The following is a 13,374-nucleotide window of genomic DNA, read 5'->3' as shown; positions in this document are numbered from 1 at the left end:
GGCGCGGCCCATGCGACGACGATTGTCGCTCCCCGGCTTCCCCCGTAAGGATCGTCGTCATGAACGGGGCGCATTACGAACAGCAATATCTCGACCTCCTGCGGCAGGTCTGGGACCATGGCGACGAGCGGCGCGACCGTACCGGGGTCGGCACCCGATCGCTGTTCGGGCCGACGATGCGATTCGACCTGAGCGACGACCGCATTCCGTTGCTGACGACGAAGCGTGTCGCGTGGAAGACGGCGACGCGTGAAATGCTGTGGTTCCTTAGCGGCAGCACCAATATCCGCGGCCTGGTCGAACAGGGCGTCCATATCTGGACCGACTGGCCGCTCGACACATATAATCGCGCGACCCGCGAAGCGCTGGACCGCGACGCGTTCGAGGCGCGTATCCTCGCCGACGACGCCTTTGCCGCGCGCTGGGGAGAACTCGGGCCGGTCTATGGCAAGCAATGGGTCGACTGGCCGGTGTACGAACCGGTCGAGGGTGGCCTGTATCGCAAGGCGGACCGCGGGATCGACCAGATCGCCGCGCTGGTGACGTCGCTGCGCACCAACCCGACCTCGCGCCGGCATATCTTCACCGGGTGGAACGTCGCCGAACTCGACCGGATGGCGCTGCCTCCGTGTCACATGACCTACCAATACCATGTCGCGGACGGGAAATTGTCGGGGATGCTGTGGCAGCGGTCCTGCGACCTGGGGCTGGGCTTCGCCTTCAATGCTTTTTCCGCCGCACTGCTGATCCGGATGCTGGCGCAGCAATGCGACTTGGCGCCGGGCGAGCTGGTGTGGAGTTGCGGCGACGCGCACGTTTATCTGAATCACGCGCATCTGGTCGAGGAACAGCTGACCCGGACGCCCCGCGGCGAACCGCGTCTGACGATCGCGCGGCGGCCGGAGACGATCTTCGACTATGCGATCGGCGACTTCGCCGTGACGGGCTATGATCCGCACGCGCATATCGCAGCACCGGTCGCGGTTTAAACCAAAACGGCGGAAAGTCGCAAAAATCGGCCATAAGGAACTGGTCGTAAATCCCTTACCGTGCAACACGCACCGCCATGAATACCGCACGCTTCACGGTCGACGTCCAGCCGGACAAGGGACTGTTCGAATCCGCAGTCATCGGATTCTGGACATTGTCCGACGTCGCCGCCTTCGCCGCGGCGATCGCGGCGGCCGCCAAGCGTATCCAGGACGAAACCGGCCGCGCCCCGGTGTCCGTCTGCGACTATACGCGCGCCGGCACCCAGTCGCAGGAGGTCGCAGATGCGATGGAGGCGATGATGCGCTCGCCCGTCGTCCGCTCCCGCCGGATCGGCATCTTCACCGGCAGCGCGCTGGCCCGGATGCAGGCCCGGCGTCTGCTGGCAGTGCGCGAGGAAGTGCGCTTCTTCGACACGCGCGCCGAGGCTTTGGCGTGGGTGATGGCGGATGACGAGGGCGCCGCCGAGCGCTGACTCGGTGTGGGCGTCGATTTAGTATCTAGCCCGTAAGCTGCTCCGTTCGCTTGGAACGGAATGAAGGCCTATCCTGGGGAAAGGCGAAGCGGGCGTGCGACTCATGTGCTTCGACTTCGCTCGGCACGAACGGCTCGGGATCAGCGCTACGATCGCTCGATGCGCCATGCCGCCACGCCGTCGGACGGAACCGCTGCGCGGTACCGCCGCCCGCCGTTGCGAGTCGGCGGTTTGCTGTCGCAAATCGCACGCCGCCCGAAAATGAAAGAGGCCGCCGGGGCGTCTCACGACGACCCCGACGACCTCCGACATGGTCAGCGGCCGGAGAGCTCCAGCCCGGGAGACCATGCGGGCCTCCGACATCTGATGCGGGTGGCGTTGATTGGGGGAGGATACCCCCCGCTCACCCTGACGGACCGACGATAGCGCCTGGTCCGCGCATCAGGTCAGACGCGCGTCTCCCGAACGAACTGAACCGACCCCACTGCTGAACCATGAGACATCGGATCACCTCCTTTCGCTTGTTGAACACGACGTACCGGTCACTCGGTACAGGGTGAATGTGAATCCGGACGCGCTCGCTTTCAAGTCTTGTAATGCGGGGAAATCACGTCACACTCGCGCGCCTGCCGGGACGCGGCCTTATCCGCGGCAATCCTCGACCACGCGCAACACTTCTGCCCAGGCGGGAACGACCAGCGGCGGCGCTCCTGCCGCCTCCACCACGAAGCGGCCGCGGCTGAAGCCCATCGCGTCGAGCAGCCGGTCGGTCGGCACCAGCGTCGCCTCCGCCCCGCTCGGTCCGACCTGCGCCGGCAATATTCGGTCGCCAGTACTGGTGCGGATCGTCAGCGCCGTCGCCGCGACGCCGGCACGCGTCAGCCGTACCGCATTGGCGGGTCGGTCGCAGGTCAGCGTCAGCACCGGGGAGCCCGTCCCGAACGTCGCCCGGCCGCCGCGCGCATCGGGGGCATAGCGCCATGTTCCCGGCGTCGCCGCCCAGTCGCGCCAATCAGACGACGGCGGCGGCGCAGGCGTCGGCGCAGGCGTGCGCACCGGCACGGGGATCGGCCGCGACGACGCAGGCGGCGGGGCATCCACGCGCGGTACGCAGCCGGCAAGGACGACGAGGGCGGCAAGCCCGGCGGCAGGAACGATACGCATCAGATACCTCTCATGAACCAGCGCCGCCGACGCCTCAAGGCGCGGTTCGGCCCGAACGGTGCCGACACCCGGGGAACCGAGCCCCGCCCCGCCGGTTCCCCATGCCAAGATACGCAATCCAGATCAGGACCCGATGAGATGACCACCGAAATCGATGCCGGCACGCTGCTGCTCGTCCAGGCCAACGTCGCCCACACGCTGAAAGTGCAGAGCCGCGACGGCAACACCGTCGGCACCGTCCATGCGCTGATGATCCACAAGGGCACCGGTCGCACCACCCACGCAGTCCTCAGCCTCGGCGGCTTCCTCGGCATGGGCAAGAGCTTCTATGCCGTGCCCTTCGAACTGCTGATCTACGATATCGCCCACGATCTCTACACGATCACCGTCGACAAGCGCCTTCTGGAAGGCGGCCCGAGCTGGGCTAACAACGCACCAACGTTCGACCAGGCCTATGCCGACCGGGTGGCAGGCTATTACGGCACGCGGACGGAGGATCTGCGCGAGGGGTGAGGGTTAGCGCCACGAAGCGCAGCGTATGGCAAAACGATAGAGTGTATCGCCGGGTGCTATCGGCGCGATCGAAACCCCTTTGGCTTCGATCGCAGCCGGATCAGTCGCTGTTTTTAGCGTAGCAAGAACAGCTTCCGGTGCTTCGAAATGGAAAACCGCGGGTTTCGCCGTGCCATCCGTAAAAAGGGCGCCACTGTTCTCCTCTTCGCGCGTCGAAGCCTTTACCGCGGCAAGCGTCTTAAAGCGCTTATCCCCGATACGCAGCGCGGGCCGCATTGTCGTTTCCGATGCGAGAATGCCGAACTGTCCGCTCCGACTGCAGAAAAGGCCACCGTCTGGCCGACGAGCATCGGCAGTGAATGGCACCGCAGCCGCATCGTCAGGGCCATTGGCTCCGCCCCAGCCTGTTCGGCGTTTCGCTTTCCGATCGAGATAACGGCCCAGATCTTCAACGGTCGCCGCTGCCTCGATGCCAAGCTCGCGGCGCAGCGCCGCCTGGGCCGCTCGTGCCCGAGCGTCCAGCGTCGCGGCGTTGCCCTGCGTGAGCGCCACGTAGCGATCCGCGACGCGCACCCACAAGTCGTCGACGGAATCGACACTTTCCGCCGAGCGCGAGAAAGGCTGACCGATCTGGTGGAGCGTGCCGTCGGTTCGGCCATACATCGCCAGCACCAGCTCGCCGGGTTGATAGAACATCCGGATGCAGGCGCCGAGACCGGAACTGAAATGTGGCTCGCTGAGCGGAGTGACCACACGTGGAACGGACTGACCGTTCCAGCCCGATACGCCTGTCAGCGCCAGATCGGAATCCGACGCTTGGCCTTTCAGAAATCGAATTGCACGAACCTTGACCCGGGGCTCGCTCGGGTCGTCGCCGAACTCGGACGGCGCCGACACCACCTCGACAACCGCGACGACCTCAGCCTGCCCGACAAGTTCGAGGTTGGTGGGCACGCGATAACTGCCGACCGTACTGCACGCACTGGATGATGTCGCGGCCACGCCCATCAAGACGGCCGTCACGATGAAGAACCATTTTTCCGTTCGTCGCATCACCGCCCCCGCCGCGACCCACCCGCCATACGTATAGCCTTCTGCTTGCCATAACGCGTCTTGCGCGTACCCGGCTTGCCCTCGTTCGACCGTCCCATCACCGGCGCCTTGTGCTCCGCGACGGGCAGGCCAAGTTCCTCCTGCTCCAGGCTGCGGATTTCGTCGCGGAGGCGGCCGGCCTCCTCGAACTCCAGGTTCGCGGCCGCGTCGCGCATCTTCTTTTCGAGCTCCTCGATATAGGCACGCAGATTGTGGCCGACCATGTGCGGGCGGTCCTCGTCGATCTCGACGGTGACCTGATCCTTCGAGGCGACGTGGGCGATGATGTCGCCGATGTTCTTCTTGACGGTCGCCGGCGTGATGCCGTGTTCCGCGTTGTACGCCTGTTGCTTCTCGCGGCGGCGGTTGGTTTCGTTGATCGCGCGTTCCATGCTGCCGGTCATACGGTCGGCGTAGAGGATCACCCGCCCCTCGACGTTGCGCGCGGCGCGGCCGATGGTCTGGATCAGCGAGGTTTCGGAGCGCAGGAAACCTTCCTTGTCCGCATCCAGGATCGCCACCAGCCCGCATTCGGGAATGTCGAGGCCCTCGCGCAGCAGATTGATGCCGATCAGGACGTCGTACACGCCAAGCCGCAGGTCGCGGATCAGCTCGATACGCTCCAGCGTCTCTACGTCGCTGTGCATGTAGCGGACCTTCAGCCCCGCCTCGTGCATATATTCGGTCAGGTCCTCCGCCATCCGCTTGGTCAGCGTGGTGACGAGCGTGCGATAGCCCAGTTCCGCGGTCTTCTTGCACTCTTGGATCAGGTCCTGGACCTGTTCCTCGACCGGGCGGATTTCGACCGGCGGATCGATGAGCCCCGTCGGGCGGATGACCTGTTCGGCGAACACGCCACCGGTCTGCTCCATTTCCCACTCGCCCGGCGTTGCCGAGACATAGGTCGTCTGCGGGCGCATCGCGTCCCATTCATTGAACCGCAGCGGCCGGTTGTCGATCGCCGAGGGCAGGCGGAAGCCATATTCGGCCAGCGTGATCTTGCGGCGGTGATCGCCGCGCGACATGCCGTTGATCTGGCCGATCGTCTGGTGGCTTTCGTCGACGAACAGCAGCGCGTTTTCGGGCAGATATTCGAACAAGGTGGGCGGCGGTTCGCCCGGCAGGCGCCCGGTCAGGAAGCGGCTGTAATTCTCGATCCCCGCGCAGGAACCGGTCGCCGCGATCATCTCGAGATCAAAGTTGGTGCGCTGCTCCAGCCGCTGCGCCTCTAGCAGCTTGCCTTCGCCGATCAGCTCCTGCAGCCGGTCGGCCAGCTCGAACTTGATCGCCTCGGTCGCCTGCTTCAGCGTCGGCCCCGGCGTCACATAGTGGCTGTTGGCATAGATGCGGATCGAATTGAGCGCCGCGACCTTCTGGACGGTCAAGGGATCGAACTCTACGATCTCCTCGATATCGTCGCCGAAGAAGGACACCCGCCAGGCGGTATCCTCATAGTGCGAGGGGAAGATTTCGAGATTGTCGCCCCGCACGCGGAAATTGCCGCGCTGGAAGGCGGCGTCGTTGCGCTTGTATTGCAACGCGACCAGCTTGCGCACGATCTCGCGCTGGTCGACCACCTGCCCCTTCTTCAGATCGAAGATCATCGCCGAATAGGTTTCGACCGACCCGATACCGTAAAGGCAGCTGACCGATGCGACGATGATGACGTCGTCGCGCTCCAGCAACGATCGCGTCGCCGAATGGCGCATCCGGTCGATCGCCTCGTTTGTCGACGATTCCTTTTCGATATAGGTGTCGGACCGCGGCACATAGGCCTCGGGCTGGTAATAGTCGTAGTAGCTGACGAAATATTCGACCGCATTGTTCGGGAAGAACGACTTCATCTCGCCATAGAGCTGTGCGGCCAAGATCTTGTTCGGCGCGAGGATCAGCGCGGGGCGCTGCACCCGCTCGATCACCTGCGCCATGGTGAAGGTCTTGCCTGAGCCCGTGACGCCCAGCAGCACCTGATCGCGCTCGCCCGCCTCAACCTGCGTCACCAATTCCTGGATTGCAGTCGGCTGGTCGCCGGCAGGTTCATAATCGCTGACGATCTCGAACCGCCGCCCGCCTTCCGCCTTGGGTGGACGCGCCGGGCGATGCGGCACGAAGCTCTGGTCGGTCTCGGGTTCGGCGAGGCTCTTGCGGATCTGGATGGCCATGGCGGGAATATGGCTCCTGTTGCGGTTTCGTTCCAGTGGCTCAACGCAATCCGCGAACCTCGGGCGTATCGAGGCAGCGGGTCATCGTGGCGGCAGAAACCGGCGCCGTCGCCGGCGGGGGCGCGTAGGCGGGGATAGTCTGGGGCATCCCGATCAAACGCACACCGAAATCCGAATATTCATCGCGTGGCGGCGGCAGGTCGATGCCGCGAACCTCGGGCACACGACGCATCATCCCCGCGCACCGGAGTGCCGCATCGAGCAACAGCGGCGGCGTGTCCCACGCCTCATAGCTCAACCGGAACGTGCCCCAGTGGATCGGGATCGCCCGCGACGCGCGCAAGCGGCGGAACACCTCGACCGCCTCGACGGGGCCGATGTGGCTGCCGGTTCGCATCTGACCGGGTTCGAAGCGGAACGCGCCGATAGGGATGAGTGCAAGGCGGATCGGCCCAAGTGCGGCCGCCTCGTCCGCCCAGCGGCCGTCGCCAAAGCCGGTGTCGCCGGCGAAGAACAGGTTGCCACCGGGCAGGGTCACGACGAAGCTCGACCACAGCGCGCGGTTACGGTCGGTGAACCAGCGGCTCGACCAATGGTGGTTGCGGGTGACATGGACGCGGACCGGTGCCGCACCGGCTTGCGGGCGCACCGGCACCGACCCGCCCCAATCCACCGCCGTCGCTTCGATACCGGCCGAACGCAGGATCGCGTCGTTGCCCAGCGCGGTGACGATCAGCGGCCGGTCGCGCTCCCACAATCGCTTGAGGGTCGCGAGATCGAGGTGGTCATAGTGATTGTGGCTGACGACGATCAGGTCGATCTTCGGCAGATCGGCAAACGCAATGCCGGGCGCCACGACCCGCTTCGGCCCGAAACCGAACGGGCCGGCACGTTCGCTCCATACCGGATCGGTCAGGATGTTGAGGCCGGCGGTCTGCACCAGCACCGTCGCATGGCCGACCCAGGTCGCGACCATGCGGTCGCCAACGATCCGAGCCTCTGGCTTGTTGGTCCGCATGGGTAGCGTCACGCGCCATTCTGGCCGCCCGTCGTCGCCCGTCGCCTGGCGCCACAGGAATCCGCCGCGTCCGCCTCGCCCCGGCGCGCGCGCCGTGTCTTCCCCGTCCGGATTCAAGAAGCGCGCGCCGTCATAATGCCCGCCAGCCGGCCCGACGTAATAGCGCCGGTCGAGGAAGCGCGGGACGATCACGGCAGCGAGTGCCGCCACGACGATCGCCCAGAGCAGGATCGCGCCGGCGCGTTTGAAGATCGTCGTCATGACATGGGTATCGCCGGGCGGGCACCGGGGTTCCATCTACCATAGCTAAATCGACATCAATATGCCGGATGACTGCCACGAAGCCGCCGCGGTCCATTCATCTTGCGGAAAGAAACCGTGGCAGAATCGCAACAATCGCAGTTTTCCGCCGATTTATTTCGGGTGCAGCGCAACAAAGCGAGGGCGTCGGCATTCAGCAGGTCCTCCACCGGCTGCGCCCGTGCTTCGAAGCCCGCCGCGCTGCCGGACACTGTAACGAAGAAGGTTTACCATGCGTAAGATCCTGACCGCCGCCGCACTTGCGGCAACGACCCTTGCTGTGCCCGCGTTCGCTCAGGACGCTAGCAGCACCGCTCCGACCGAAACCGTCGAAGCCCCCGACGGCACCCGCGCGTTCGGCATCGAGCCCTATTTCGGCATCCGCGGCGGCTGGGAGCAGTTCGATAGCGAAGGCAACCGCGCCGGCATTCCGGGCGTGCCGCGCAACAACAAGCTGAACGGCAGCCTGGTCGAGGGCATCGTCGGCGTGAACGTGCCGCTGGGGCCGGTGTTCGTCGGCGCCGAAGGTAACGTCGCCAAGGGCGTGTCGGGCGATATCGACTGGGAATATGGCGCCGCCGGCCGCTTCGGCCTCCGCGCCGGTGACTCGGGCCTCATCTACGGCAAGGTCGGCTACCAGTGGGTCAACTTCGCCAAGCGCGTCCCCACCAACCGCGACTATGACGACATCACCTACGGCGTCGGCTTTGAAGTCGGCCCGAAGGACATCGGTCTGGGCGGCATCACCGGCAACTCGGGCTTCCGCCTGCGCGGCGAAGTGTCGACCTTCGGCAACGCCCACAGCTTCCGTCCGACGCTGGGCATCGTAACGCACTTCTGAGGCGGGTGCCGCTTCGGCCCCGGCGGCTGGCCGCCGGGCCGGGTAACGGTACGTAACGGAAAAGCGGGTCGTCCTGACGGACGGCCCGCTTTTTCTTAATTCGAGTCGGACGACAAAGGTGGCCACAGGCGCGCGCTGTGGATCAGCACCAAAATCCAGACCGTTTCCTCGACGACTTCATAGACCAGGCGGTAGTTGCGGTGCGGCGTCAGCTCGCGCGTGCCCGGCACTTCACCAGGATGCCCGCGCAACGGAAAATCGATCAGACTTGCGACCGCAGTACTGAAGCGTTGATCCAACCGCGACGCCGCAGCCGGATCATGTTCGGTGACATAAGCCCAGATCGCCTCGCGGTCGGCGACCGCCTGCGGCGTCCAGACGATCTTCACGCCAACCGGTCGACCAAGCTGCGACGCACGGCGAACCTAGCCTCGACGCTATCATTGGGCTCACCTGATCCGGAAGCTACAGACCGCCGAGCCGCGTCAACCTTTCGATGAAGCAAGTCGCTATGATCCTGCCGTTCCTGCTGGCGCTTAACGAATTCTCGCATCAGCTCGCGAACGACCTGAGACGCGGGACGGTGGCATTGCTCAGCCGCCGCCATAAACTCATCGCGCAGTGCGGGTTCAAGTTTCATCGTAAATACGGCGGCCTTCGACATGGCATTCCTTCCGCGGTACTGACGACGTATATACTCACGCCGGCTGAAGCAACCCTTCCTTCGCGATCCGGTCGCGCCACACCAGCGGCGCGAGCGTGTGGACATTGGCGCCGTCGCTATCCACCGCGACCGTGACGGGGAAGTCGGCGACCTCGAATTCGTAGATCGCTTCCATTCCCAGATCCTCGAAGCCGACGACCTTGCTGCCCTTGATCGCGCGCGCGACCAGATAGGCCGCGCCGCCGACCGCCATCAGATAGGCGGACTTGTGGTCCTTGATCGCTTCCGTCGCGGCGGGGCCGCGTTCGGCCTTGCCGACGCAGGCGAGCAGGCCCTGGTCGAGCATCATGCGCATGAACTTGTCCATGCGGGTCGCGGTGGTGGGACCGGCGGGGCCGACGACTTCCTCCCCGACCGGATCGACCGGCCCGACATAATAGATCACGCGGCCGCGGAAGCTGACCGGTAGCTCCTCGCCCTTCGCCAGCATGTCGGCGATCCGCTTGTGCGCGGCATCGCGGCCGGTGAGCATCTTGCCGTTGAGCAGCAGCCGGTCGCCGTGCTTCCAGCCTTGCACGTCGGCGGGCGTCAGCGTGTCGAGATCGACGCGCTTGGCCGCCGTGTCCGGCGTCCAGTTGACGTCGGGCCACTCGTCAAGCTTCGGCGCTTCCAGATACGACGGCCCCGACCCGTCGAGCGTGAAATGCGCGTGGCGGGTGGCGGCGCAATTGGGGATCATCGCGACCGGCTTGCCCGCGGCGTGGCATGGCGCGTCCATGATCTTGACGTCGAGAATGGTCGATAGGCCACCCAAGCCCTGCGCCCCGATGCCCAGCGCATTGACCTTGTCGAAAATCTCGATGCGCAGCGCCTCGATATCGTTCTGCGGCCCGCGCAACTTCAGCTGAGCCATGTCGATCGGCTCCATCAGCGCCTGCTTGGCGAGCAGCACGCAATGTTCCGCCGTGCCGCCGATGCCGATGCCGAGCATCCCCGGCGGGCACCAGCCGGCGCCCATTTGCGGTAACATCTCCAGCACCCAGTCGACGATCGAATCGCTGGGGTTCATCATCTTGAACTTGGACTTGTTCTCCGACCCGCCGCCCTTCGCCGCGACATCGACCGACACCTTGCTGCCCGGCACCAACGTGACGTGGAGGACGGACGGCGTATTGTCCTTCGTGTTCCGGCGGGTGAATGCCGGGTCGGCCAGCACCGAGGCGCGCAGCTTGTTGTCCGGGTGGAGGTAGGCGCGACGCACGCCCTCGTCGACGACCTGCTGAAGCGAGCGCGAGGTGTCGTCGAGCACGCAGTCCATGCCCCATTCGACGAACACGTTGACGATGCCGGTGTCCTGGCAGATCGGGCGATGCCCCTCCGCGCACATGCGGCTGTTGGTCAGGATCTGCGCGATCGCGTCCTTGGCCGCTGGTGACTGTTCGGCGCGATAGGCGTCCCCTAGCGCGCGGATATAGTCCATCGGGTGATAGTAGCTGATGAACTGCAGGGCGTCGGCGACGCTGTCGATCAGGTCGGCGGTACGGATCGTGACGGTCATGGCCGACGCGATAATGTGCCGCGCCAGCCACGCCAAGCGCGAAGATGCGCGCACGATACGACCGAAACGGTGCGAAAACCGATGAAGTTGCGACTGGATCGCAACATGTCGCCGGTGCCATGTACTCCGATGGGGCAGGACGGGGACGAGCAGCGGATCGATCGCCTGTCGCGCGCGACCGCGCTGTTCGCCGGACTGGCGCGGGCGGACAGCGAAGTCGCCGGCATCGCCTATCTGGCAGAGGATGCGCGGCTGTTGGCACTGCGTGTCATTCGTGGCGGCGCGGACCGGGTCGCCGTGCCACCGCGCCTGCTCACGCTCGATGCGTTGGCGTTCAATGCCCGGGCGGTGATCGTTGCGCACAATCACCCGAGCGGCGATCCCCAGCCGAGCCGGCACGACCTGGCGCATCTGCGGTGCGCCGCGCGGACACTCGGCGCACTCGATATCCGGCTGATCGACCATCTGATCGTCACGCGCGAGACGATGACGAGCCTGCGCGCGCTGGGGATGATCTGACGGGTCAGCCCGGCTGAGCGCCCGCGGCGGTGCGACAGGGTTTGATCGCCTCGGGTGCAGGTCGCGGCCCTTCGGGACGGAACAGCGCGATGTAACCACCGGCCGATGGCATCGCGCGCAGCTCGATCCGCTTGTAACCGACCGCCGCGAATTCGCAGGTGAGCAGGGCCGGTGGCGTGCCGTGGTCCTGGGTCGAGCGGTTGGCGTCGACCACCACCACCGCGCCATTCGCCTTCAGCGAGGGACGCAGGTTCCACAGGAATTTATACGGCTGCTCGATCTCATGGTACATATGGACCATCAGCACGCGGTCGAAGCTGTTTTCGGGCAGTTCGGGATCGTCGGCCTCACCCAGCCGCACGCTGACATTGTCCAGCCGCTCGCGCGTCACGCGCTGCGCCAGCTTGTCGCGGACTTCGGGCACGATATCCTCGGCCAGCACGCGGCCCTTCGCCCCGACGCGGCTCGCCAGGCGGATGGTGTAATAGCCCTCGCCCGCGCCGATGTCGGCGACGGTCATGCCCGGCGCGATCCGCGCCAGATCCATCACCTTGTCCGCCTCGCGCAGCCGGTCGCGCGCTTCCTCAGTCGACCAGCGCGGGCTGACGATCTTGGCGATCGGGCGGTCGGGCGACGGGAAGCGGGGATCGTCGGCCTTGTTGCGGGGTACCGGTGCACCGGAACAGGCGGTGGCAAGCAGCCCGAATGCCACAACCCATCCCGTTCGTGTCGAGTAGCCGTCGAGCCTGTCGAGACGGCGTATCGAGACAGGCTTTCTCGATACGCGCTCTCGGCTTCGCTCGATCGCTACTCGAAACGAACGGAAGGGAGATGAGCTCTTCGAGCTCAATCGACGTCCTCCACCTCGACCGCCTCGCCCGTCACCCGCTGCGACAGTGCCGCCGCCATGAACGGAGTCAGGCCGCCGTCGAGCACGTCGCTCGGCGCGGTCGAGGTGACGCCGGTGCGCAGGTCCTTCACCAGCTGATACGGCTGGAGCACATAGGAGCGGATCTGGTGCCCCCAGCCGATATCGGTCTTAGTGGCGTTCTGCGCATTGGCCGCTGCCTCGCGCTCGGCCAGTTCGCGCTCGTACAGGCGCGCGCGCAGCTGGTTGAAGGCCTCCGCCTTGTTCTTGTGCTGCGATCGCTGGTTCTGACACTGAACGACGATGCCGGTCGGCAAGTGCGTGATGCGGACGGCCGAGTCGGTCGTATTGATGTGCTGACCGCCCGCACCCGATGCGCGGTACGTATCGATGCGCAGGTCGGCGTCGTTGACCTCGACCTCGATATTGTCGTCGATCACCGGATAGACCCACACCGACGAAAAGCTGGTGTGCCGCCGCGCCGACGAATCATAGGGGCTGATGCGGACCAGCCGGTGCACGCCGCTTTCGGTCTTGGCATAGCCATAGGCGTTCTCGCCCTTCACCAGCAGCGTCGCCGACTTGATGCCCGCCTGTTCGCCGGCGTGATAGTCGATCAGCTCGACCTTCATGCCGTTGCGCTCGGCCCAGCGCGTGTACATGCGCTGGAGCATCTCGGCCCAGTCCTGGCTCTCGGTCCCGCCCGCGCCTGAGTTGATCTCGATATAGGTGTCGTTGGCATCGGCCTCGCCGGCCAGCAGCGCCTTGACCTTATCGGCCTCGGCCCGCTCGGCAAGTGCGGCCAGTGCTTCCGTGCCCTCGGCCGCCATCGCGTCGTCGCCCTCGGCCTCGGCCATCTCGATCAGTTCGGCGGTATCGTTCAGCTCGCGCTCGATATCGCGGGTCGCGGTGATCGCCTCGTCCAGCCGCCGGCGTTCGCGCATGACGTCCTGCGCGGCCTTGGGATCGTTCCACAGCGCTTGGTCCTCGACCCGCGCATTGAGTTCGTCGAGCCGCCGCAGCGCGACGTCCCAGTTGAGGAACCGGCGCAGCAGCGACAGCGCGTCCTTGATCGTGTCGACGTGAGCCTGCGCTTCGGCGCGCATAATCAAAATCCTCTAACCACTGTCATTCCCGCGAAAGCGGGAATCCAGGGTCGCGAGCGGTGCGCTGCCTGGCTCTGGATCCCCGCTTTCGCGGGGATGACGAA

14 protein-coding genes are annotated in these 13,374 nt (G+C 65.5%); 5 read left to right on the top strand and 9 right to left on the bottom strand.

Features of this window, described 5'->3' with window-relative positions; translation table 11 throughout:
* The first annotated feature begins 59 nt into the window (after nt 1-59).
* Nucleotides 60-989, top strand: coding sequence for a thymidylate synthase (thyA, locus tag ACFSC3_RS08960; RefSeq protein ID WP_380940063.1), 930 nt, complete (start codon nt 60-62; stop codon nt 987-989).
* Nucleotides 990-1,066: 77 nt separating this feature from the next.
* Nucleotides 1,067-1,465, top strand: a complete 399-nt coding sequence (locus tag ACFSC3_RS08955) for an STAS/SEC14 domain-containing protein (protein WP_380940062.1) — start codon at nt 1,067-1,069, stop codon at nt 1,463-1,465.
* A gap of 642 nt (nt 1,466-2,107) precedes the next feature.
* Here the strand turns inward: ACFSC3_RS08955 and ACFSC3_RS08950 are convergent.
* The gene (locus ACFSC3_RS08950) at nt 2,108-2,629 is read right to left on the bottom strand and encodes a hypothetical protein (RefSeq protein ID WP_380940061.1); all 522 of its coding nucleotides are present in this window, start codon (nt 2,627-2,629) and stop codon (nt 2,108-2,110) included.
* Between the two features lie 138 nt (nt 2,630-2,767).
* On the opposite strand from ACFSC3_RS08950, the gene ACFSC3_RS08945 reads away from it, so the two are divergent.
* Nucleotides 2,768-3,142 carry a PRC-barrel domain-containing protein gene (locus tag ACFSC3_RS08945; protein ID WP_380940060.1) on the top strand — a complete coding sequence of 125 codons (375 nt, stop codon included), beginning with the start codon at nt 2,768-2,770 and terminating at the stop codon, nt 3,140-3,142.
* Between the two features lie 3 nt (nt 3,143-3,145).
* Here ACFSC3_RS08945 and ACFSC3_RS08940 read toward each other — a convergent pair whose 3' ends face one another.
* The 3 genes from ACFSC3_RS08940 to ACFSC3_RS08930 are packed head-to-tail and all read right to left on the bottom strand — an operon-like array spanning nt 3,146 to nt 7,675.
* Nucleotides 3,146-4,198 carry a hypothetical protein gene (locus ACFSC3_RS08940; RefSeq protein WP_380940059.1) on the bottom strand — a complete coding sequence of 351 codons (1,053 nt, stop codon included), beginning with the start codon at nt 4,196-4,198 and terminating at the stop codon, nt 3,146-3,148.
* Nucleotides 4,195-6,396: an excinuclease ABC subunit UvrB gene (gene uvrB, locus ACFSC3_RS08935; protein WP_380940058.1), complete on the bottom strand. Its 2,202-nt coding sequence runs from the start codon at nt 6,394-6,396 to the stop codon at nt 4,195-4,197. Before uvrB ends, ACFSC3_RS08940 begins: the two co-directional genes overlap by 4 nt.
* A gap of 40 nt (nt 6,397-6,436) precedes the next feature.
* On the bottom strand, nt 6,437-7,675 hold the full coding sequence (locus tag ACFSC3_RS08930) for an MBL fold metallo-hydrolase (RefSeq protein ID WP_380940057.1): 1,239 nt from the start codon (nt 7,673-7,675) through the stop codon (nt 6,437-6,439).
* A gap of 271 nt (nt 7,676-7,946) precedes the next feature.
* On the opposite strand from ACFSC3_RS08930, the gene ACFSC3_RS08925 reads away from it, so the two are divergent.
* A complete protein-coding gene (locus tag ACFSC3_RS08925; RefSeq protein WP_380940056.1) occupies nt 7,947-8,555 on the top strand; it encodes an opacity protein in 609 nt (202 codons plus the stop codon).
* A 95-nt stretch (nt 8,556-8,650) separates the two neighbouring features.
* Here ACFSC3_RS08925 and ACFSC3_RS08920 read toward each other — a convergent pair whose 3' ends face one another.
* Genes ACFSC3_RS08920 through ACFSC3_RS08910 form a run of 3 tightly spaced genes read right to left on the bottom strand, consistent with a single transcriptional unit; the run spans nt 8,651 to nt 10,777 of the window.
* The gene (locus ACFSC3_RS08920) at nt 8,651-8,944 is read right to left on the bottom strand and encodes a type II toxin-antitoxin system RelE/ParE family toxin (protein ID WP_380940055.1); all 294 of its coding nucleotides are present in this window, start codon (nt 8,942-8,944) and stop codon (nt 8,651-8,653) included.
* Nucleotides 8,941-9,219 carry an antitoxin of toxin-antitoxin stability system gene (locus tag ACFSC3_RS08915; protein WP_380940054.1) on the bottom strand — a complete coding sequence of 93 codons (279 nt, stop codon included), beginning with the start codon at nt 9,217-9,219 and terminating at the stop codon, nt 8,941-8,943. The genes ACFSC3_RS08920 and ACFSC3_RS08915 overlap by 4 nt, the downstream gene beginning before the upstream one ends.
* A gap of 34 nt (nt 9,220-9,253) precedes the next feature.
* The gene (locus tag ACFSC3_RS08910) at nt 9,254-10,777 is read right to left on the bottom strand and encodes a fumarate hydratase (RefSeq protein WP_380940053.1); all 1,524 of its coding nucleotides are present in this window, start codon (nt 10,775-10,777) and stop codon (nt 9,254-9,256) included.
* Between the two features lie 81 nt (nt 10,778-10,858).
* Between ACFSC3_RS08910 and ACFSC3_RS08905 the strand changes: the two genes are divergently transcribed.
* The gene (locus ACFSC3_RS08905; RefSeq protein ID WP_380940052.1) at nt 10,859-11,296 is read left to right on the top strand and encodes a JAB domain-containing protein; all 438 of its coding nucleotides are present in this window, start codon (nt 10,859-10,861) and stop codon (nt 11,294-11,296) included.
* A gap of 4 nt (nt 11,297-11,300) precedes the next feature.
* Here ACFSC3_RS08905 and ACFSC3_RS08900 read toward each other — a convergent pair whose 3' ends face one another.
* Nucleotides 11,301-12,008 (bottom strand): class I SAM-dependent methyltransferase, encoded by a 708-nt coding sequence (locus tag ACFSC3_RS08900; RefSeq protein ID WP_380940051.1) that lies wholly within the window; start codon nt 12,006-12,008, stop codon nt 11,301-11,303.
* 134 nt (nt 12,009-12,142) lie between these two features.
* Nucleotides 12,143-13,270 (bottom strand): peptide chain release factor 2, encoded by a 1,128-nt coding sequence (gene prfB, locus ACFSC3_RS08895; protein WP_380940050.1) that lies wholly within the window; start codon nt 13,268-13,270, stop codon nt 12,143-12,145.
* Nucleotides 13,271-13,374: the final 104 nt, after the last annotated feature.

The sequence above is a fragment of the Sphingomonas floccifaciens genome, assembly GCF_042681125.1.
In the GTDB taxonomy this organism is placed as follows: Bacteria; Pseudomonadota; Alphaproteobacteria; order Sphingomonadales; family Sphingomonadaceae; genus Sphingomonas; species Sphingomonas floccifaciens.
Note: the sequence above shows the minus strand (reverse complement) of the source record. Positions and strands in the feature narration are given on the sequence as shown.